Origin of the sequence: Roseobacter sp., from assembly GCF_039970775.1 — a bacterium.
In the GTDB taxonomy this organism is placed as follows: Bacteria; Pseudomonadota; Alphaproteobacteria; order Rhodobacterales; family Rhodobacteraceae; genus Roseobacter.
In genome coordinates this window covers 1-23748 of record NZ_JBDVLG010000005.1, presented here as the reverse complement: position 1 = coordinate 23748, position 23748 = coordinate 1, and the positions used below count along the sequence as shown (strand labels likewise).

At 62.7% G+C, this 23748-nt stretch carries 10 protein-coding genes; all 10 read left to right on the top strand.

The window, feature by feature from the left end; translation table 11 throughout:
• Window positions 1-92: 92 nt before the first annotated feature.
• Entirely contained in the window at window positions 93-4589 is a 4497-nt protein-coding gene (locus tag ABJH13_RS00930) for an amino acid adenylation domain-containing protein (protein WP_348404333.1), read from the top strand.
• Window positions 4586-5455 (top strand): class I SAM-dependent methyltransferase, encoded by an 870-nt coding sequence (locus tag ABJH13_RS00925; RefSeq protein ID WP_348404332.1) that lies wholly within the window; start codon window positions 4586-4588, stop codon window positions 5453-5455. The genes ABJH13_RS00930 and ABJH13_RS00925 overlap by 4 nt, the downstream gene beginning before the upstream one ends.
• Complete coding sequence (locus ABJH13_RS00920) at window positions 5452-6927, top strand: aminotransferase class III-fold pyridoxal phosphate-dependent enzyme (protein WP_348404331.1); 1476 nt, start codon at window positions 5452-5454, stop codon at window positions 6925-6927. The genes ABJH13_RS00925 and ABJH13_RS00920 overlap by 4 nt, the downstream gene beginning before the upstream one ends.
• Entirely contained in the window at window positions 6924-7118 is a 195-nt protein-coding gene (locus ABJH13_RS00915; protein ID WP_348404330.1) for an MbtH family NRPS accessory protein, read from the top strand. Before ABJH13_RS00920 ends, ABJH13_RS00915 begins: the two co-directional genes overlap by 4 nt.
• Complete coding sequence (locus ABJH13_RS00910; protein ID WP_348404329.1) at window positions 7115-7630, top strand: hypothetical protein; 516 nt, start codon at window positions 7115-7117, stop codon at window positions 7628-7630. The genes ABJH13_RS00915 and ABJH13_RS00910 overlap by 4 nt, the downstream gene beginning before the upstream one ends.
• Window positions 7627-8184, top strand: coding sequence for a hypothetical protein (locus tag ABJH13_RS00905; protein ID WP_348404328.1), 558 nt, complete (start codon window positions 7627-7629; stop codon window positions 8182-8184). The genes ABJH13_RS00910 and ABJH13_RS00905 overlap by 4 nt, the downstream gene beginning before the upstream one ends.
• Window positions 8181-9881, top strand: a complete 1701-nt coding sequence (locus ABJH13_RS00900) for a condensation domain-containing protein (RefSeq protein ID WP_348404327.1) — start codon at window positions 8181-8183, stop codon at window positions 9879-9881. The genes ABJH13_RS00905 and ABJH13_RS00900 overlap by 4 nt, the downstream gene beginning before the upstream one ends.
• Window positions 9862-14175: a beta-ketoacyl synthase N-terminal-like domain-containing protein gene (locus ABJH13_RS00895; protein WP_348404326.1), complete on the top strand. Its 4314-nt coding sequence runs from the start codon at window positions 9862-9864 to the stop codon at window positions 14173-14175. Before ABJH13_RS00900 ends, ABJH13_RS00895 begins: the two co-directional genes overlap by 20 nt.
• Entirely contained in the window at window positions 14175-17438 is a 3264-nt protein-coding gene (locus tag ABJH13_RS00890) for an amino acid adenylation domain-containing protein (protein ID WP_348404386.1), read from the top strand. The genes ABJH13_RS00895 and ABJH13_RS00890 overlap by 1 nt, the downstream gene beginning before the upstream one ends.
• A partial coding sequence (locus tag ABJH13_RS00885; protein ID WP_348404325.1) for an amino acid adenylation domain-containing protein occupies window positions 17435-23748 on the top strand: 6314 nt, incomplete at its 3' end. The genes ABJH13_RS00890 and ABJH13_RS00885, both read left to right, overlap by 4 nt.

Below are 23748 nucleotides of genomic sequence, written 5' to 3'. Positions count from 1 at the left end.
CGCCCTACTGTTTTAGTCAAGTAATATGCGTGCATGTAGGCAGTCACCTTACCACCAATCTGCGCTCTTTCCATTTCCAGAATGTAAGAGCCATGATCGACCCAAAAACCGACCCTATCGCGCCCGTCGTGCGGCCCCTGCAAATCGATGTGCATCAGACAACCGTGTCCGACGCCCAGAGGCTTTTGGCGCAGTTGTTCCAGCACGGTGTTCATGTGTCTGCCGATGGCGACACACTGCGGTGTTCTGGTGCCACCGAGGTTTTGCAGGGCGCGTTGGCGCATCGCATTCGCGCGCTTAAACCGCAGATTATCGCTTTTTTACAGCAAAGTACCGGGGCGCCCACGGTTTCTATTCCGGCGCTAAACCAGCCTGACCCGCCCCTCAGCCCCGCGCAAAAACGTCTGTGGGTGTTGGAACATCTCGACCCCGATACCGCGCACCATATCCCCTTTGCGCTGGAGGCGCGCGGCACGCTGGACCGAGACGCGCTGCGTGATTCGTTGTTGGGACTGACCCGTCGCCATACCGTCTTGCGTCAACAAATATTCCACGATGCCACAACGACGATCACCACCGATACCCCGGCCCCGATCACCACCCAAGACGTGCGCACATGGGACGACGCCAGCCTTGACGCCTTGATCGAGGCAGACTTCAAGCGCCCGTTCGATTTGGCCACTGCCCCGCCCCTGCGTGTGCATGTTTTGCACCGCGCACCAGACCTGCATATTTTGCTGTTCACCCTGCATCACATCGCCGCGGATGGGTCTTCTATTGACGTCTTGATGCGCGACTTTGCCGCGCTTTATGGCGAGGCTGTTGCCGGTTTTGCGGCTGATCTTCCCGACTTGTCGATCCAATATGGCGACTATGCGGTCTGGCATCTGGAGCAAGAAACCAGCCCGGAACGCGCCGCACAACTGACGTTTTGGCAAAGCAAACTGGGCCGTGATTTGCCCGTGACACGCCTGCCCACCGACCATGCGCGCCCCACGATACAATCCCTTGCGGGGACCATCCATCCCTTTGAAATTGATGAAGGTTTAAGCAACGACCTCAGGGCATTGGGGATTGCCCAAGGCACCACGGTTTTCACTGTTTTATTTGCCGCTTTCGCCGTTTTGGTGCACCGATATTGCCTGCAACAAGACCTGATCATCGGCACGCCCTCGGCCAACCGGTCCATGCCGGATCTTGACGGGCTGGTGGGGCTGTTCGTGAACCCCCTGCCAATCCGGTGCACCGTGGACCCGCAGCAGGGGTTCGACACCATCGTGAAAAGCATCCACCGTGATCTGCTGGACGCGCAAACCCATCAGGACGTGCCGTTTGAACATTTGGTCGACCGGTTTCAAATTGATCGTGACCCCGGTGCCAGCCCGTTGTTTCAGCTCAAATTCCAACTGGATCGCGCCCCGCGCGAGACCATGGATTTGCCAGGTCTCAAACTGTCGCGGCGCGCCTTTACCACCCGCACCGCCCGGCATGATCTCAGCCTGAACCTGACCGAAGGGCGCGCCTTTACCGGCCACTTTGAATACGCCACCGCCCTGTTTGATGCCGCAACGATTGACCGGCTTGCCGGGCATTTTCGCGGCCTTTTGGGGGCCATCGTCCGCACCCCTGGCACCCCTGTTGGACATCTGGAATATCTGCCTGTATCTGAACGAAAACAACTGCTTGAAACGTGGAACGATACCCAAACCCCGTTGGACCCGGCGTTGCGGTTTGCCCAAATCTTTGAGGCCCACGCGGCGAACCAACCCGGCGCCATCGCGGTGCATCACGTCTCGCATGGCGCCGACGCGACGCTGACATATGACGCGCTGAATGCCCGCGCCAATCAACTGGCCCATGCCTTGCGCGATGCCGGTGCCGGGCCCGAAACAATTGTCGCGATCGCCCTTGATCGCGGCCCCGATCAGGTCGCCGCATGGTTGGGCGTGCTGAAATCAGGTGCTGCGTACCTGCCCCTTGATCCGGCCTATCCACACGCTCGGCTAGACGTCATGTTGCAAGATTCTGGCGCGTCTATCTTGCTGACAAGTCGCGATTTTCCGCAGATCGACGGCCCCAAGCGGTGGGATTTAGACACCCATTGGCCGCAAGGGCCCCGCACCAATCCAACCGCGCTGACCAATCCCGATGATCTCGCCTATGTGATCTACACGTCCGGTTCGACCGGACGGCCCAAGGGGGTCGAGATCACCCACGCCGGGCTGGCCAATCTGACCTTGGACAAGCTGCGTCGCTGTGACGTGACCCCCAGCGCGCGGGTGTTTGGGTTTTTCAGCTTTTCCTTTGACGCCTCGATCCCCGACCTGATCATGAGCCTCGGTGGTGGCGCGACCCTGCTGACTGCCAGCGTCGAAGACGTACTGCCGGGACCGCGCATGGCGCACTTACTGCGCGACCATCGTGCCACCCACCTGACCATCACGCCCTCGGCGCTGGCGCATGTGCCCTCAGACGACTTGCCAGACCTGCGGATGGTGTTGGTGGGCGGCGAAGCGCCGTCAAGGGCGTTGATCACCACATGGTCCGAGGGGCGTATTTTCATCAACGCATATGGCCCCACAGAATGCACGGTGAACGCGTCTATGGTGCTGTGCGGCAACGGCCATCCGACGACCCCGGCGTTGCAGGCCCCCGCGAACAAACAGCTCCATGTGCTTGACCGCAATGCGCAATTGCTACCCATCGGGTGCCCCGGTGAATTGTGCATCGGCGGGATCGGTCTGGCGCGCGGGTATCGTGGGTTGCCCGATAAAACCGCGCAGGTGTTTATCCCTGACCCGTTCCGCCCTGCCCCCGCGCGGGTGTACCGCAGTGGCGATCTGGCCGTGCGACTGCACGATGGGCGGATCCGGGTTTTGGGGCGCATCGACGACCAGATCAAGGTCCGGGGGTTTCGGGTTGAGCCCGGCGAAATCGCACGATGCTGCGAGGCGGTGCCCGGCGTGTCCGATGCGGTGGTTATTGCGCGCGACATCAAGGGTGTGCAGCGGTTGGTCGCCTATCTTGTCGCTGACGGTGCGCGGCGCGATCAAACCGCCCTGCGTGAGGCGCTAAAGACCGAATTGCCCCGCCATATGATCCCCGATGCGATTGTGTGGATGGATGCTTTGCCGTTGACGATCAATGGCAAGCTTGACGTGACCGCGTTGCCGCACCCCACCAGCCACGCACCACACCACCGCGCCCCAGAAACCGAAACCGAAACCGCGCTCGCCGCGATTTTCACTGATCTGTTGGGCGTGGGCGCGCCCGACACGCAGGCCGATTTCTTTGACCTCGGCGGGACATCCCTGATCGCCACCCGGCTGGTTGCCGCCATCGAAGACCGGTTTCACCACAAACTGCGCGCGCTTGCGTTGTTTGAAGGGGCCAGCATTCAGGCGCTTGCGGCCCGGATCGACGGCACCTACAGCACGACCCCCGTCAGCCCATGGCAAAATGATCTGGATCTCGACGAAACATTGCGCCCCCCAAACCTCATTGCAGTGCCCGCACACCTCCCCGATTGCATCTTGATGACAGGGGCAACTGGGTTCGTCGGCGCGCATATTTTGGCGGAACTTCTGACCAACCCAACCCAACACGTGATCTGCCTGACACGCGGCGATTCAGCGGCCAAAGTCGAACAGGCATTGCGCCAATATGACCTTTGGATGCCAGCATTTGACCACCAGATCACGGCCATATCTGGCGATCTCGCGGCCGCAGGGCTTGGCCTTGACGCGAACACCCGCGCGCATCTGGCGGGCACAATCGGCGCTGTCGTCCATTGTGGCGCGCAGGTTCACCATCTGACCCCCTACACCAACCTGCGCCAAACCAATGTCACCGGCACCGTTGAAATCATGCGTATGTGCTGTGATTTGGGCGTGCCGCTGCACTATGTCTCAACGCTTAGCGCGCTCACGCCCGGCGACGCGCCGTTGGACGAAACCGCGGGTGCCGCCACGCGGCCCGCGCCAGATGGCGGGTACAACCAATCCAAGTGGGTCGCAGAGCAGCTGGTGTCGCAAGCCGCCGCGCGCGGGCTGCCCGTGACCACATATCGGTTGGGGTCCATCGGGCCCAGCATGCGCACCGGGGCCTACAACCGCGCAGATATCCTTGTGCGGCAGGTGCAGGGATACGTGGCCTCGGGGCGCGCGCCTGCGGGGGACGCCCGGATCAACCTGCTGCCCGTCGATTATCTGGCGCGCGCGGTCTGCCACCTGGCCGCCACCCCCGACCATTCCGGGCGGGTCTTTCACATGCAGCACGCGGTGGGGGCGTCTTCAGACGTGCTCTTTGATGCGCTCGCAAAGGCCGGGGTCGCCCTGACCCGCGTGCCTGCGCACGACTGGCAAACCCAACTGGCCCAGATCGCCCGCACCCAACCGGACCACCCGTTGTACCCGCTTGCCGCGCTTGGTGGTCCGCAAGGGTTTACTGGAGCGGTGTGGCCCTATGCCTGCCCCGCCACCCGTACCGCGCTCACGGATTTGCCCGAACCAGACCTAACCCCAGACACCCTGCGCACCGCATTGGCCGCCGTTTTGACCGATGCGCCCATAAGGACCATGCCCGCATGACAGACGCCGAATATGACTATGACAGCTGGGCGTGGCTTTATGACCGCACCCTTGGGCCCGACTACAGCCGCCGCAAAATGGGGTTCTTTGACCGCGTCGTTCTGGGGGATCTGCCGCCCGGCGCACGGGTGCTGGATCTGTGCTGCGGCACCGGCCAAATGATGGCGCATATGCACGCGCGGGGGTTGGCGGTGACGGGTTTGGATATGTCCCGCGACATGCTGGCCTATGCGCGCAAAAACGTGCCCGGCACCGAATTGATCGAAGGCGATGCGCGTGATTTTACCCTGCCTGATCCAGTTTCAGCAGTGATCTGCGCCAGCGCATCATTGAACCATATCGCCACCCGCGATGATCTGGCGCAGGTGTTTCGCGCCGTGGCTGCGGCCCTAAAGGACGGCGGGACATTCGTGTTTGATATCAACCACCCCGCCCAGATGGCCCGTCATTGGACGGGCACCCCCGCAGCCGGTGACATCCGCCCCGATTACGCGTGGATGATCACACCGCGCTATGACGCAGCCGCCGCAACGGGCAGTTTCACTGTCGATATGTTTCGCCGGTCAACGGCGCGGCCCGTGGCCCTTTGGGCGGCGGTGGTGTCTGCGCTCATGCGGCGTCGTTTCATGACGGCCGCCAAACTAGCCCGCCTGCACCGGATGACGCGCCACCACCCCGGCTGGGACCATACCAGCGTGACCTACCCCGTGCACGCGCATCCCATCGAAACCGTCTTGGAACTGCTCAAAGGCGCGGGGCTGCACGCACGCGCAGAAACCCTCGCAGGGGGCACCCAGATCGGCGCCGACAGCGCCGCGTGTTTCATCGCCCAAAAACCCGGATCTGTTGCAAAGGACGCCGCATGAACGCCCTGCCCCCGCTTAGCACCGCCGAAGATATCACCGCGCGCACCGTCGCCGATTTTACCGCACACACCCCCGGCTCCAAGGCTTACGCCGAAACCAGCCGCCTGGTGTTGGCCGATAAAACACCGCTGGCGATGCCGTTTTCACCCGCCTTAAAAGAGGCGTTTTACCCCATCGTTTCAGACCGGTCTTCGGGCGCGCGCCTGTGGGATATCGATGGCAACGCATACGTCGATATCCTTATGGGGTTGGGGTGTAACATCTTGGGCCACAACCCTGATCCGATCCGCGCAGCTCTCGAAGACCGCATGGTGCGCGGCGTGCAAATTGGTCCCCAATCCGAGATCGCAGGCGAAACCGCCGCGCTGTTTGCCAAGCTGACAGGCCATGACCGGGTCACCTTTTCCAACACCGGCACCGAGGCCGTGATGACGGCCATCCGCATCGCCCGCGCGGCAACGGGGCGGCGCAAAATCGCCATTTTCACCAACGCCTATCACGGACACGCCGACCAAACGCTGTTCAAGGCCAAACGGCTCGAATATATCCGGCGTGGCGCGTTGCAGCGCGCCCATTCGGGGCCTCTCAAGGCGTTGAAACCACTGCTGGAACGGCTGATGATCACCCGCGCTGTCCCCAGCTTTGCGGGGGTCGCGGCCCGCCTTGGCGCCGATGTGATGGTCCTAGAATACAACAACCCACGCGCGTTGGATATCTTGCGGCGTCAGGGGCATAAACTGGCCGCCGTGTTGGTTGAGCCCGTGCAAAGCCGGACGCCTCAGGTGCAACCGCGCGCGTTTCTGCATGGCCTGCGCGCGGTGACACAAAAGACCGGCACCGCGTTGATCTTTGACGAAATGATATCGGGGTTTCGGGTCGCCCAAGGCGGTGCGCAGGAATTTTTCGACGTACGCGCAGATCTGGCAACCTACGGCAAAATCGCAGGCGGCGGGTTGCCCCTATCGCTGATCGCCGGGGACGCGCGGTTCATGGATCACATCGACGGCGGCGCGTGGCAGTTTGGCGACGCATCGCGCCCGCAGGTTCCCACAACGTTTTTCGCAGGGACCCATTGCCGCCACCCGCTGTCATTGACAGCCGCCCTCGCGATGGCCCGTGAATTGGATGCCCGCGGCCCCGCATTGCAGACCCAGTTGAATGCGCAAACCACACAGCTTGTGCGCGCAACAAACACCGCGCTGGCGACCGCAGGTGTGCCCATTCAATTCACGTCGTTCGGGTCGTTTTTCGCGATTGATGGCAGCCAAAGCCGCCTTTCGCCGGATGCGGGCACGCTGCTGTCGCTTGTGGCCCTGACACGCGGGCTGCACATGCGCCCCGGTGATCGGGGCGGATTTTTGTCAACGGCACACGGCCCGGACGACCATGAATTTATCCAGACAACCCTTGTCGATGCGGCGGTCCATCTGGAGGAGGCCGGTTGCATCACCCGCGCCGGAGGCCACCCATGACGCCCACCCACCCAACATTTATCGTCACCACAAACGAAGACGGGCGCTATGCGATCTGGCCCCAAGATCGTGCGTTGCCATGGGGTTGGCATCCATCAGGGTACACCGGCGGGCATGCGGACTGTGTGCGCCACATCGAAACGGTCTGGACGGACCTGAACATTTCGGCCTTTGCCTGGGAGGGATCATGACCCTTGAAACCGACGTCTTAAAGTCAGAATGCCAACCTGCCGCGTCTGTGCCTGATGCCAATCTGCTGCTGTTGCCGCTGCCCGGCGACCTGCCCGCCGAATTGACCCTTTCACCCGAAGGCCGCGCGCAAATGACGCGCAGCTTGGACGCATTCCACGCCGCCTTGCATATCACCGACCCGCACGACCGCGCCCACGCGGTGACCGCCCTACACCGCGCGCTGCCCCCCGTGCAGACCCAAACCGCCCACGTAGACGACACCAAGATCCCCGCGAAACCGCACGAAGTGGTCGATTTTGACCGCTGTTTCAACGTCGCACGGGTCGCCAGCAACGCACCTGCACAGCTGCTGTTGCGCGGCCTGTTGCACACCGCCGCCGCCATTTTGGACCTTGCGGCACAGGCCCCCGACCTGCCCCCAGACAGGGTGGCACAACAAACCGACGGCTTTGCCGCCTATGCGGACCTCTTGGCGCGAATATGTCAATTAGATGTGGGTAAATCACCATGATGCCCCCCAAACCGATTGATATTTGGCAAGAGTTCCATTGGGCGTTTTTCCTCGATACCCAAGGGTTGATCTTGTGCATGAAACGTCTGGGTCTGATGTTGGACCGGCACAACATCAACGGCGCGCGCGTCGAACTGGACGCCGCCGCGCAGATCATGACCGCCTCTGGGGCCGCGATGGCGCTGGCCGGCAGTTTCACCCGCGAAAGCTACGAGACCCAAATCCGCGAAACCATGATGCCCCCCCATGTGGCGTCCGAAGGGTTCAGTGGGCTAATGTCATGGGAACACGGTATTTTGGTCAATATCTGGCGCGGGTTGCGGCCAAAGTTCGCCGGGCTGCCTGCCGAATTGCGCCCCGCCCATGACCGGTTTGTGGCCGCCTATAAAACCATGGCTGATGGGCATGTGAATGTGTGCAGCCGGTTTGTCGGCGAAAGCGCGCATTCGTTGCGATATGACGACCGCGATGCCGTCCAAAGCCTGCGCCGGTTCGGTGACGCCCGGCGGCGGTTGATCGCGCCCGAAGACCGCGAAAAGGGTGCGCATCCATGAACCAGAAAATACAGGACGCCTATCCCGTTTCCCCCGGACAGGTCGGAATATTATTTCAAAGCCTCAGCGCCACCACCCCCGGTGCCTATGTCATTCAGATCCGCATAGAGATCTCCGGGCACGTCGACCCCGACCGCGAAACCCAAGCCTGGGAGGCGCTGATTGCGCGTCACGACAGCCTGCGCACCGCCTTTGTGTGGAAGGGGCAAAAACAGCCGCTTCAGGTGGTCGGGCACCGGGCCAAACTGCACCTCGCACACGTGGATATTTCGCATATGCCCACGGCGACGCAGGGCGCGCATTGTGACGCGTGGATGCGCGATGACCGTGCCGCTGGGTTTGATCTGTCGCGCGCGCCCTTGTTGCGTGTGTGCCGGTTTACCCTGAACAACGACCGGCATGTGTTGGTTGTGACGTTCCATCATGCCATTCTGGACGGCTGGTCTATCCCGCTACTGTTGCGCGATTGGATCACGCTTTACGCGGGGCAGACGGTGCCCCCAGCAATCGCGTTTAAGCGTCACATCGTGTGGATCCAAACGCGCGATGTACCCGCCGCCACCGCGTTTTGGCGCACAGAACTGGCGGGCAATCCTGCCGGGCAATGGCACCTGCCCGCCCCCGCATCGCCCCCGACGCAACCACGCCACCAACACACGCAACACATCGACGCGCCGACGGTCACCGCCGTGATCGACGGGCTGCGCCCTCATGGTGTCACACTGGCCAGCGCCGTTCAGGGGCTGTGGGCGCTGATACAATCCCGCGTCACGGTCGAAAAAGACGTGGTCTACGGGTTGGCCCGCGCCGGCAGACCCGCCGCACAGGTCGGTGCGACCCAAGCGGTGGGCATGTATGTGAACACTTTGCCCATGCGCATCCGGGTCGATGACGACCTGCCCGCCGCCCAATGGTTACACCATTTGCAATCACGGGTGCAGGCGCAGGCCTCTTACGAACATCTGTCATTGGGGCAGGTGCAAACGGCCGCGGGTTTGCGCCGGGACGCGCCCGTGTTCGACGCGGTTGTGATCTTTGAAAACTACCCCAGCGACCCGAGCCTTTTGGGGAAACCTCAGGGTTTTTCAATCACATCCATCGACGTGCAAGAACAAACCAGCGCGCAATTGGCACTTTTTGTGATCCATGCCGAAACCCTGACGTTGCGGCTGGTGTATGATGGCGCGCGTGTTGACGAACACACCGCCGCGCGCCTTCTGACAGACCTGCGCGACGGGTTAGATGCCCTCGCGCGCGACCCACAGGTGACGCTTGGGGCGATCCCAGTCGCCAGCAAACCGGCCCCAAAACGCCCCCCCCTTGCACCGCAACGCCCCACGGTCACGTCAGACACCAACACGCTTGGCGCGATTTGGCAGGACATTCTGGGTTTGGCAAACCCCCCGGACGACGGCGCGCATTTTTTCGACCTTGGGGGGCATTCGTTGAATGTTTTGACCCTGCAAGACCGGATCCGCGTAGACCTTGGTCTGACCGTCGAAATCCCCGATCTGTTCCACCACGCGACCCTATCCGCACAGGCCGCCCATCTTTTGACACAGACCGCGCCAGACACGCCCGATGCAGCGCGCCAAACCCAAATCGCAACCCGCCTCAGCGGCCGTGCTCGTTTGCAAAACCGGCGCACCCGCACCACCCAAAAGGAACCCGCAAGCCATGCCCCATCCCGCAGCTGACCCCACCGGATTGGAAATCGCCGTCATCGGTTTGGCCGGGCGTTTTCCGGGTGCGCCCGACATCGACACGTTTTGGGCCAACCTCAAGGCGGGCCGCGAGACGATCACCGCGCTTGACCCCGATGTGTTGCGCGCGCGCGGCGTCCCCGACGACACCCTGAACGCGCCGAACTTTGTGGCGCGCGGTGCTGATATCGACGGGGCAGATACATTCGATGCAGAATTTTTCGGATACGCCCCCGGCGAGGCCGAAATTCTGGACCCACAGCAGCGGATCTTCCTGGAATGTGCGTGGCATGCAATGGAAAACGCAGGCTACGGCGCAGGCACCGATACCGCCAATGTTGCGGTCTTTGCCGCCGCTGGGATGAACGGATATTTGCTTAACCTCTACGGCAACGCAGGCCTGCGCGACACGGTCACCCCCTATGAAATTTTCACCGCGAACGACAAAGATTTTCTGGCAACGCGCACGGCCTTCAAACTGAACCTGCGCGGGCCTGCCGTGACGGTGCAAACCGCGTGTTCGTCATCATTGGTGGCGGTGCACATGGCGGCACAATCGTTGATCGCAGGCGATTGCGATATGGCGTTGGCCGGTGGCGTCGCCTTGTCGCGCCAAGATGGATACCGCGCGTTGCACGGTAGCATTTTGTCGCCCACCGGGCAGTGCCGCGCGTTTTCAGAGGACGCCGATGGCACGGTAACCGGCAATGGCGTCGGGGTTGTGGTGCTCAAACGGTTAGAGGACGCGCTGGCCGACAAAGACCGTATTGATGCGGTCATCCGGGGCTCTGCGATCAATAACGATGGCGCGGGCAAGGCCAGTTTCACCGCCCCCGATGTGATGGCGCAGGCGCAGGTCATCGATGCTGCATTGCTGGCATCCGATGTCACGCCCGACACCATCAGTTACGTCGAAGCGCATGGCACAGGCACCGCATTGGGTGACCCTGTCGAGGTCGCGGCCCTGACGCGGGCGTTCCGGCGGGGCACCGATGCGCGCGGGTTTTGCGCATTGGGGTCGGCCAAAACCAACATCGGCCATCTGGACACGGCGGCGGGCATGGCCGGGTTGATCAAAACCGTGCTGATGTTGCGCCACCGCATGTTGGTGCCATCGTTGCATTTTGGAACGCCCAACCCCCAGATCGATTTCGCCAGCAGCCCCTTTGCCGTCAACACCGCCCTGCGCGATTGGACCGCACAGGGCCCCTTGCGCGCAGGTGTCAGTTCGTTCGGGATAGGCGGAACCAACGCGCATGTGGTACTAGAAGAACCACCGCACAGGCCCCAGTCGCCAGACGTGCATGCGCCACAGGTGTTGACCCTTTCGGCTCGCACGCCCACCGCATTGGCCGCGTCTGCAGCGCAACTGGCCGACCATCTGATGGCCACCAAACCCGCGCTTGGGGACGTGGCGCTGACCCTCGCTCAGGGCCGCAAAGATTTCCGCTGGCGCCAGTGCGTGAGTGCTCAAACCGTTGATCAGGCCGCCGCAACCCTGCGCAGATTGGCGCAACCGGGCGCGCCTGTCCCACCCAACGCCGTTGCCCCGGTGTTTCTATGCCCCGGACAGGGCAGCCAACACGCCGGCATGATCGCGCAGGTCTACGACACCGCCCCGGATTGTGCCGCGCTATTGGACCGTGCCGCGACACATCTGGGCCGTGATCTACGCGACGGTGACCTGACCCGCACAGACATCGCGCAACCTGCACTTTTTGCCGCAGAATACGCGCTGGCACAGTTTTGGATCGCACGCGGGGTGACGCCATCTGCGCTTTTGGGGCACTCCTTGGGAGAGCTAACAGCCGCCTGCATCGCGGGGGTGTTCACCTTCGAAGACGGGCTTGATCTGGTCGCGGCACGGGGGCGGTTGATGCAAGCCGCAGCGCCCGGCGCGATGGTGGCCGTGGTGCATCCAGACCACCCCCTGCCCGATATAGCCGATGTTGAAATCGCCGCGCGCAATGGGCCCCGCCTGACCACGCTGACCGGGCCGGTCGCCGCCATCACCCACGCGGTGGAGGTTCTGCAAAATGCGGGGCTCGGCGTCACGCAGCTTAGGACGTCGCATGGGTTTCATTCCCACGCGATGGGTCCTGCCGCCGCAGAATTCGCCCAGATCGTGGCGGGCAAAACACTGTCTGCGCCGGGCATTCCCGTCTTGTCGAACGTGACCGGCACATGGCTAACCGACAACGATGCGGTAGATCCGGCCTATTGGGCGCGCCAGTTGCGCGACCCTGTGGCGTTTGGTGATTGCGTTGAAACCGCGCAAACCATTGAAAACCCCGTTTTTATCGAAATCGGACCGGGCGCGACGCTATCCAATCTGGTGGCCCATCAAAGCACCGCCCCGACCCTGCCCGGATTGCCCGCAGATGCGCCCGGTGCCGCGATGGGTGCGGCATTGGGGCAGGCATGGGCGTTGGGTGTGCCCGTCGCTTCCGCGCATTTGGCCCCTCACGACGGCCAGCGCATTGCCTTGCCCGGGTATCCGTTTCAACGCGACAGGTATTGGGTCACCGCCGATGCCACCCCCCCGGCGGCCGCGCCGGACGTATCCCCGCAAGAGCCGCAGATTTACCTGCCCAACTGGCATCGCACGGCCCTGCCCCGGACAACCGCAAAAACCGGGCGGCGGTGGCTGGTGTTGGACGACGGGCGGGTTGGCCGTGCCCTTGCGCAAACGTTGGAACGGGGCGGCGATGACGCCTACCGCGTCACCCAAGGTGACACCATGTCAGAGCCCGGCTACCGCCATTTCACCTTGCCGCCCCACCAGAGCCGCGATTTGCAAACCATCCTGTCGGCGCTTGCCACACGGGGTACGCCGATCAGCGATATGGTGATCTTGTGGCCGGTCGACGACACGCAGACGGTAAAATCCATCATGCAGGCGCTGGTCGCCCATGGCCAAGACCTGCGCGTGACGCTCGTGACTACGGGTGCCGCGGATGTCACCGGCACAGAAGATCTGCGCCCCGATCTTGCCCGGCTGCACGGTGTGGTGCAGGTCGCCGGACAAGAATGCCCCGCCTTGGGCTGCCGTGTGATTGATCTCGACCCCGCCGAGCCTTTGACGCCAGCCGGGCTGGCGCCCGTGCTGCGCGATGCGTTGGTTCAGTCAGATGCGGCGATGATGGCGCGCCGCGCCAACCGGTTCTGGACATTGCATCATAGCGTTCAAAACTTACCCGACACCCCGGACCCTTTGCGCAAAAATGGCGTCTACGCAGTGATCGGGCATGTAGCGCAGGGGATCGGGCAGGTCTGGGCCGCGCATATTCCGCCCCATGCGCGGCTGGCGTTGATTGAAACGCCCGATGCCGCACCCCTGCCCATCGAGGCCAGTGACCGGGTGCTGAAATTGACCGCCGATTGTGGCGACCCCACAGCGCTTGCCGCTGCTCTTGATCAGGTGAAAACCCATTGGGGACGGCTGGATGGCATATTCCTGAGCACACCGTTCAGCGATCAGGCATCAATGGCCCCGCTGGCGCTGTCTGGGGCCGATCAGGCCGCCCGCGTTCAGGCCAGTTGCATCGCGCCGGTCGCAGCACTGGCGCAGATCACCGCAGATCACCCGGTGGGGTTTGTCTGTTTGCAATCCTCACTGGCGTCGGCCATCGGCGGCATGGGGTTGGCCGATTACGCAGGCGGGCATCATCATACGGACGTCGCCGCCGCCCTATATGACCGCACCACCCGCACCAATTGGATCGCGATAGGCTGGGATATGCTGGCCGGGGACGGCACCACAAATGACCACGCCCTTAGCGCGGGTGACATCTGGGCCCTTACCGGGCGTATTTTGGGCGCGGGCCTCACTGGGGCCTGCACCGTCTCGCGCAGCGATGTCGATACCCGCCGCGCCACATGGTTGAACACCACACCCCAAACGGCGGCGTCTGACACAACATCGCACGCCAGAACCCGCCCCGACCTTGAGACCCCATTTGTCGCCCCCCGCACAGCGACCGAAACACAGGTTGCCCAAATATTGGGGGGCCTGCTGGGGCTTGACGCTATCGGCGTCGACGATGGGTTTTTCGAATTGGGCGGCCATTCCTTGCTGGCGATCCGCGCCATTGCACACCTACGTGATACCTTTCCCGTTGCGCTGGAAATGGGGGAACTCTTGCGCGACAACCCCACCGCCGCCGGGATCGCGCGCCTGATTGAACACAAGATGGCCGCCGACGATGATCTGGCAGATCTGCTCGATGAGGTGGGGGACCTATCCCAAAGCGCGCTGGATGCGCTGCTCACCGAAGAGGCTCTGTGATGGTCAGCCTTGGCGACAAACTGGGCACGCTTAGCCCCGCGCAACGCAAGCTTTTACTGCAACGTATGGCGCAGAAAAAGCAGGGCGTAGGCCGCATACCACAGCGTATGTCAGACGGGCCCGCACCGCTGTCATTCGCGCAACATCGGTTGTGGTTCATGCAGACCGTGGCCCCCGAAACCACCGCCTACAACATGGCGACGGTGCTGCGCCTGCAAGGGGCGTTGGATGTGGGTGTCATGCAATCCGCGTTTGCACAGCTTTGCGCCCGGCATGACACGTTGCGGACGCGGTTTGACATCAACACCGCCGGTGAGCCCCAGCAAATCATAGACGCCACCCCCCAGATGGCGATGATGGACGTCAGCACCGACAATGCCCCCGATGCCGCCGCCCAAGATATCTTGGACGACATCGTCGCACAGCCCCACAGGCTGGATGCGCCTCCCGTGCGCGCGGGGTTGATCCGGTTGGGCCCTGACGACCATGTCGTGGCGATCGGGCTGCACCATATCGCAGCGGACCGTTGGTCTTTGGGGTGCATGGCACGCGAATTGGCCGTGATTTATGCTGCGTTAAGCCAAGGTCGTGCTGACCCCTTGCCCCCCCTCCCAATCCAGATGGCTGATTTTGCAGATTGGCAGCACAAAACCCGCGCCACGGCCCTAGACGACCAGCTTGCCTATTGGTGCACCCAACTGGATGGCGCGCCGGTGCTGGATCTGCCGCGCACGCCGCGACGTGTGGCGGATCTTGGCAAAGGCGGCGGGGTGCATGCCTTTGAACTGCCAGCCGACCTGACGGCAACCGCCCGCGCGGCGGCGAAACAACATGGAGTCAGCCTGTTTGTGCTGCTCTTGGCGGGGTTCAACCTGCTGTTGTCGCGCTATTGCGACAGCGACGACATCGTGCTGGGCAGCGATGTGGCCAACCGCGACCGGGCGGAAACGCAAGGGTTGGTCGGGCCGCTGGTCAACACGGTGGTTCTGCGCACCGACCTCAAAGGGGCCGCGAATTTCACGCAGGTTTTGCAACGCACGGCGGCCTGTTTTCACGCAGCCCTCGCACATCAAGACGTGCCGCTTGAGCACGTCATAGAAGCGCTAAACCCCACACGCCAACCGGACGAGATTTTACCAGTGTTTCGCGCCAAATTCGACCTGCAACAGGCCGACCGTCTGCCGTCACAGGTGCACGGGCTGCGCCTCAGCCGGTTTCCCTACGCCGAAGGGGCCGCCAAATACGAACTGCGCTTTAACCTAGAGGACGACGGCACGCATCTGCGCTGTCGTGTGGAGTATCGCGCAGATCTGTATGATCCGGACGTCATTGCACGCATGGCACGGCATTTCACCACGGTTTTGGCAGCGGCGCTGGCCGATGACACCGCCCCCCCCGCCCAGCTAGAAATGCTGTCACAAGACGAGCACGCGGCGCTGTTCACGTTGGCCGAAGGGCCCGCGGTGCCCGACCACGCCCCCACTCTGCACCGCGCGTTTGAGACACAGGTGGACAAGACACCAGACGCCCCCGCCCTGACCCATGGCACCACCACGCTTAGCTACGCCGACCTTGATGCCCGCGCCAATGCGGTGGCCGCTGCGGTGTCAAACACAGGCCTGCCGCCGAATGCGCGCGTGGGTTTGTGCATGCACCGCACACCCAATCTGATCGCGGCTGTTTTCGGGATCCTAAAGGCCGGGTATGCGTATGTCCCGTTGGACCCTGCCTACCCGCAAGCCCGCATTGACCTCATCGCCCAAGACGCCGACCTGACGCTTGTGGTGACCGACGGCAAAACCACCGCCAAATTTGACCACGCGCTTGATGTCACACATGCGTCGCCCGCCCCACGTGGCCCAATGCGCGGTGCGGCCAGCGATTTGGCGGTCGTGATCTATACGTCGGGGACAACCGGCACCCCAAAGGGCGTCATGCTGGAACATCGCAACATCCTATCGCGGGTTGCATGGGCGGGGCAGCATTTCGACGCCGCTGATCTTGGCGGTGTCTTGGCGGCCACGTCTGTGTCATTCGATCTGTCGCTGTTTGAGATCTTTGCCACCCTGTCGCACGGCGGGCATTTGGTGTTGGTTCAAACCCTTCTAGACCTACCGCATTTGCCCGCAGAGGCCAGTGTGACGTTGGTCAACACGGTTCCCAGTTTGCTGCGCGCCTTGGTCAAACATCACGACCTGCCACCCACCCTGCGGGCCATCAATCTGGCGGGCGAATTCTTTCCTCCCGCGTTGTTGGATCACTTGCAAACCCTTCCACATATTACAAAAATCAACAATCTATACGGCCCCACCGAAGACGCCATTTATGACGCAGGCAATCCCGTACAGCACGAGCCCGAGCGCCCCATGCCGATCGGGCGTCCGCTGCCCGGATCGCGTATTCACATCATGGACCGCCACGGCGCGCTGCTGCCCCACGGCGTGGCAGGCGAGCTGTGCGTCGCGGGCGTAGGCGTCGCGCGCGGATACCTGAACCGGCCCGCATTGACGGCTGAAAAATTTGTCCCTGATCCATGGCATCCCGGCGCGATGATGTACCGTTCGGGTGACCGGGGGCGGTGGCGCGCGGACGGGCGGATCGACATTTTGGGCCGTCTCGACACGCAGATAAAAATCAGAGGCCAGCGGATCGAAATTGGCGAAATCGAAAATACGCTCGAACGCCATGACACCGTCGCCGAAGCCATTGTGGTGGCGACAAGCGACGCCGCCGACCCTGACCGCCAGATCGCCGCGTTTATCGGGGTGCGCGCCGGGCAAAGCGTCACGCAAGAGACCCTGCGCGGGTGGCTCCAGACCCAATTGCCCGCCCATATGGTGCCGCAACTGTGGTCGGTCATGGCTGATCTGCCGCGCATGCCCAATGGCAAAATCGACCGCAGTGCTTTGATGGTTCCGGGGGGGACGCGCACCGCCAAAGACCCCGCCGCAACCCCAACCGAAACCCATGTCATAGCCTTGTGGTGCGAGGTTTTAGACAACCCCGAGATTGGCGCGCAGGATGATTTTTTCGCCGCAGGCGGGCATTCACTCATGGCGATGCGGTTGCTGGTGCGGTTGCAAGATGCGTTTGGCATTACGCTCTCGCTTGGTGAAATGTTCGACGCGCTGACCCCGCGCGCGCAGGCCGCTCTGATTGACGCACGCCTGACCGAAACCACCGATGCACCCGCCCCAGCAGACGCCACCACCGGCCTGACAGATGCCGAAGTTGAGACGCTTTTGTCTCAGATGTCCTCATGAAAGAGACGCCCCCCGTGACCGATATTTCCAAGATGGATGCCGCGCAAAAACGCGCGCTTTTGGCGGCCAAACTGGCCACCCCCCCCAAAGGCCCCCGGCACGCGCCGCTGAGCCTGGCGCAACAACGTCTGTGGTTCATCGACCAGATGGATCCGGGCCGTTCGGTCTATACGATTTGCGTCGCGTTGCGCATAGAAGGGGATCTCGACCAAACCCGCCTGACCACGGCCCTTGATCAAATTTACGCCCGCCATGACAGTCTGCGCACCCGGTTTGCCGACCGCGACGGCACGCCCGTGCAGATCATCGACCCGGCGGCGCCCCTGCCTCTCGACCACCGTGATCACCGCGATGACGCCGCCGGGGTTGATCCCACGCTGCGCGTTTTTGCGCAGCAATCGTTTGATCTGGAAAACGGGCCGTTGGTGCGGTGTTTGCTGGTGCAGACCGGCCCTGCGCAGCATATATTAACGCTGGCGGCCCATCATATCATCGCTGATTATCGGTCTCTGCAAGTCATAATCGAAGACTGTGCAGCGCTGTATTGTGGCCTTCCCCTGCCTGCTTTGACCCATCAATACGGCGATTACGCGCTGGCCCAACGGGGCCGCGTGGCCCAAATGGACACACAATTGGCGTTCTGGCGCACCACGTTAGACGGGCTACCAGCGCGCACCGACCTGCCAACAGACACCCCGCGCCCGGCCAAGCAAGATTTTGCAGGCGCGCGCCTTCACTTTGACATCGCGCCAGACGTCACCCGCCGCATCGAAGCATTTGCCCGCGACCACCGCGCAACACCTTTTATGGTGTGCCTTGCCGCCTTTCACATCTTGCACAACCGCTATAGCGGCAACGACGATATTTGCATCGGCACCACGGTGTCCAACCGCGACAGCGCCCATTGGCAGGGGCTTGTGGGGTATTTCGTCAACACATTGGCCATCCGCACCACGGCAAATCACGGAGACGATTTTGTGCAATTTCTCGCCCGCCTGCGCGACGGGTTTCTGGCCGGGATGCGCCACCAAGACGTGCCATTTGAACAGGTCGTCGACGCGTGCGTCACCCAGCGCAGCATGGCGCACAGCCCGTTGTTTCAGTCCATGTTCAACCTGCACGAAAAGCAAGATCTGGCGCACAGCCTGCCCGGCCTGACCCTAACGCCCTATCCGCTGGGGGGGCATGTGGCGCGGTTTGATCTGGCGCTTGATCTGTTTCATGGCGATCAAATCAGCGGCGTGTTGGAATACGCGACGGGCCTGTTTTCGCCAGATACGGCGGCGCGGATGGCCCAAGACTATGCCCACATCCTAGAGGCCGTGATGGCGGCACCCACACAGCCCCTGCGGTCGATCCCGCTTGAAAATGAAGCCGACCGGGCCCAGACCGCCCGTATCAACGACACAGCCGCCCCTATTCCGACAGGCGGATTAGCGCATCTGCTGTCAGAGATGGCACAGCGGCAGGGCGAAAAAACCGCCCTGATATCGGGTGATACCGTGCTCAGTTTTACCGCGCTGGATCACGCCGCCGGGCGGCTTGCCGCGTATCTGGCACCCCGTGTCGCGGCCCAACAGCGCGTTGCGATCTGCCTGCCTCGGGGGGGCGATATGGTCGTGGCTATGCTTGCGGTCCTACGGCTGGGTGCTGTCTATATTCCACTGGACCCAACCCACCCGGCCCCGCGCCAACGCATGATCTTGAAAGACGCCGCACCCGCACTGATGTTGGTAAACGGTGCGGCCCCGTTTGAAACCGATTGCCCCACCTGCGACATCGCCGCCGCGCGCCCTGACATTGACGCCTGCGCGCCGATCCCCCCCCGCGCCGTTGCCCAAGACACGTTGGCCTATACGATCTTTACGTCCGGCACGACGGGCCGCCCAAAGGGGGTGCCCATTCGCCACGACAGTTTGGTTAACCTGCTGACGTCCATGGCGCAAACGCCCGGCCTATCCGACAATGACACCTTGGTTGCGGTCACGACCTCTGCCTTTGACATCGCGGCGCTGGAACTTTTTGGCCCACTGCTGGCGGGGGGCACAGTGGTGCTGGCCTGCGGGCATGACGTGTTGGACGGGCGCGCGCTGTCGCGGCTGATTGCGCATCACGCGGCCACGGTCCTACAGGCCACCCCCGCGACATGGCGCCTGTTGTTGGAAGACGGGTGGCAGGCCCCGTTGGGTTTCAAAATGCTCTGCGGGGGCGAGGCGCTTGATCTGGCGTTGGCAAACCACCTCTTGGACGGGCACGGACAGCTGTGGAACATGTACGGCCCCACCGAAACCACCATTTGGTCGACCTGCGCGCAGGTGACCCGCGCAGATATCTCCGCCGGGCGCATCCCTTTGGGCGCGCCGATTGCCAACACCACCCTGCACGTGCTGGATGCCGCGGGCCAGCGTTGCCCGCCCGGCGTGTCGGGCGCATTGATGATCGGGGGCGCGGGCCTTAGCCCCGGCTATCTGGACCGCCCCGATTTAACGGCGCAGCACTTCATCGACGATCCTGCTGATCCCGCCACACGCCTGTACCGCACCGGAGACATGGTGCGCAGGCATCCCGACGGGACCCTTGCCTACCTTGGGCGTATGGATTTTCAGGTGAAACTGCGCGGTTTCCGGATTGAACTGGCCGAAATCGAAACCTTGGTGGCCAGCGAACCAGCCGTGGAACAGGCTGTCGTGGTTGTCGAAGGCACAGGCGATACCGCTCAGCTGGTCGCCTATATCCGGGGCGCCGCGCTTGGCGATGATATCGACACCCGCCTGCGTGTGCGCGTGGCGGACGGGCTGCCCAGCTATATGGCCCCGGCCCACTACATCACGCTGGACCAATTCCCCCTGAACGCCAATGGCAAGGTCGACCGCAAACGATTGCCACGTACCCAACCATCTACGACCACCCCCAACGCGCGCCCACAAACCGGCACGCAAACGTTGCTTGCGCAGCTTTGGGCCGAGGTACTGGGCGATGCAGCGGTGACCCCAGACACCGACTTTTTCGCGGCAGGCGGGCATTCGTTGTTGGCCATGCGCATGATCGCGCGGTTGCCGTTTGAAGGGTCGCGCGCGTTGCCGTTGCGGTTGTTGTTCGAAGCCCCCCGCCTGAAGGATTTTGCAATGGCACTCGACCACCACGCCCTTCTGACCGGCACGCCCCCTGACCCGATCCCGAATTTGGCAGACACCACACCGCGCCCGTTGTCTTATGCCCAAGACCGCCAATGGACCCTGTGCACACTTGACCCCGACAGCGCCGCCTATAACCTGCCCGCAGCCGTTCGGGTTAACGGCGATATCGATGCCCAACGTCTTGGGCACGCCTATGGTTTGTTGACCGACCGCCACGAGGTGCTGCGTTGCACCTATCCGCAGGTCAATGGCCGCGCGACCGTACGGGTGCACCCCAAAGGCCCGACCCACGTGCCCGTCACCGACACAGACGCCACCGCACTTCAGAACATATTGCGCGTGCAGGCCGCGCGCCCCTTTGATCTGGGCACCGGGCCGTTGATCCGGTTGCATCTTTACCGGCTCGCGCCACAAGACCACGCCGTGTTGCTGGTGTTGCATCACATCAATGCCGATGCCGTATCGGTCGAATTGCTGTTGCGCGAATTAATGAATATTTATCAAGCCATTGAACGTGACGCAAATCACCGCCCCACGCCATTGCCCATCAGCTATGCCGACTATGCCGCATGGCAAAAGACGCAGGATTTTTCGGGCAGCAAACAGTTCTGGGTGGATCACCTGACCGGCGCGCCGCCGTTGCTGGACCTGCCTCTCGATTTTCCGCGCAAAGCCCATCAAACCACCACCGGCGGCAGCGTCGATTTCGCCGTATCGGGCGCCCCTGCGCAGGCGCTCCGAGATCTGGCAGCGGCGCAGGGCAGCACCGCGCATATGACCTTGATGGGTCTTTATGCCGTGTTCCTCAGCCGATATTCCAACAGCAGTGACATCGTGCTGGGCACCCCCGTCAGCCAACGCCCGCACCCCGATCTGGACGCGCTGGCGGGTATGTTTGTCAACACGCTAGCCCTGCGTCTGGACGTGGATCCGCGCCACACCACCACCCAGATTATACGCGATGTGCGCCAACGTTGCCTTGCCGGGTTTCAACATCAAGACATGCCCTTTGAACATGTGGTAGAGGCGCTTTCCCCAGAGCGCAGCTGGAGCCACGCGCCTATTTTCCAAGCGATGTTCACGTGGAAATCCCGCCCCGACACCGCTCAAGGCCATGATGCCATCGCATGGCAGCCGCTGACGCTGGCCGCGACCACGTCAAAGGTAGATCTGACCCTCGCAGTTTTGGACCAAGGCGATGATTTCGCGCTGCGGTTTGAATATAACACGGGCCTGTTTCGGCCAGACACGGCGCGCCACTTCGCGCTGAGCTTTGAGGCGCTGGTTCATGCGGCCCTCGCGGCGCCAGATTGCCCGGTATCGCGCCTTAGCATGCTGCACCCCGATCAATCCGCCGATATAGCGCGCTGGAATGATACCGGATCGGCCACCTATGACGCGCCCGTTGGCCTGCACGCCAAGATCAGCGCCCGCACGCATACCCACCGCGATCAGCCCGCCGTGCGCCACCACACCGGCGACATGACCTATGGCGCGTTGGACCGACGCAGCGACACATTGGCGGCACATCTGCAATCCACCGGGATCGGCAAGGGTGACCGCGTCGGTATCGCCCTTGGGCGACACCCCGATATGATCACGGCGATGGTTGCTGTCTTGAAAACCGGTGCGGCCTATGTCCCGCTGGACCCGGCCTACCCGGCCGATCGCATCGCCTATATCCGCACAGACGCGGGGCTTGCCCTGACCCTAACGCATGATGCAACGGGCGATGGGCTGATGCCGTTGGTGGGCTTTTTCGATGGCACGCCAGACGTCAAAGACACCCATGGCGGGCAGTCCCAAACGCCCAGCCCTGTCACAATCGGCCCCGATGATATCGCCTACCTGATCTACACGTCCGGCTCTACCGGTACCCCCAAGGGGGTCGTGCTGTCACATGGGAATGCGCACGCGTTGATCCATTGGAGCACGCAGACCTTCACCCCACAACAGATGCGCGGTGTGTTGGCGGCGACGTCGGTGTGTTTTGATCTGTCGGTGTTCGAGATCTTTGCCACATTGGCGTCGGGCGGCACGGTGATGTTGGTCGATGATCTGTTTGCGTTGCACGATGCGCCCTTCCGCGACGACGTCACCCTGATCAACACCGTCCCCAGCCCGATGGCCGAATTTATCAAGCTGGGGCCCCTGCCCGCCGCCACGCAAACGGTTTGTCTGGCTGGCGAACCCCTGCCCCCTGCGTTGGCCAAACGCATCTACGCGACAGGGACCGTCACACAACTATGGAACCTCTACGGCCCGTCCGAAGACACGACCTATTCAACCGCCGCTTTGCTGCCGAAATCTGGCGAAACCTGCACCATTGGCGCGCCCGTTTTTGCCACCCGCGCGTATGTGTTGGACGATGGATTGAACCCACTGCCCCCGGCCCTGCCGGGTGAGCTTTTTCTGGCGGGTGCGGGCGTCAGCCAAGGCTATTGGAACCGCCCCGACGATACCGCAGCACAGTTTTTGCCCAACCCGTTCGACACGGATGGCACAGCGCCCATTATGTACCGGACGGGCGATAGGGTCAGGCGTGCGCCAGACGGCACGCTAGACTACATGGGACGCGGTGACCGGCAGGTCAAAATTCGCGGTTTCCGGATCGAACCCGGCGAGGTCGAAACCGCCCTGACCGACATTGACGGCGTCACCGCAGCAGCTGTTGATGGCTGGCACACCGGCGATACCCCCCTGCGCCTGACCGCCTGGGTCGAAGGCACGGTCGCCCAACACGACATTGTGGCGGCCTTGGGACAGGTCATCCCTGCCCACTGCGTGCCGACGCTTTTTGTGATCAGCGACGCGTTGCCACGGTTGCCCAACGGGAAACTTGACCGCAGCGCCCTGCCCGCGCCCACCCAAACCGCCACGACGCCCGTGCACCATATCGCACCGGGGCTCGAAGCCGATCTGGCCGCCATATGGCAGCGCGTTCTGGGGCGCGGCGGCATCACCCGTGACGATAATTTCTTTCGCATCGGGGGCGATTCCATTCTGGCCATTCAGGTGGTCGCCGAGGCCCGCGATATTGGTATGCCGCTGTCCCCACGGGATCTGTTTCAACACCCCAGTATCGGGGGCTTGATAGCCGTCGCTACCACGCGTACGCCACTGCCGGGCACCAGCGACCCCATGACCGGCCCGCAACGGCTGACCCCAATCCA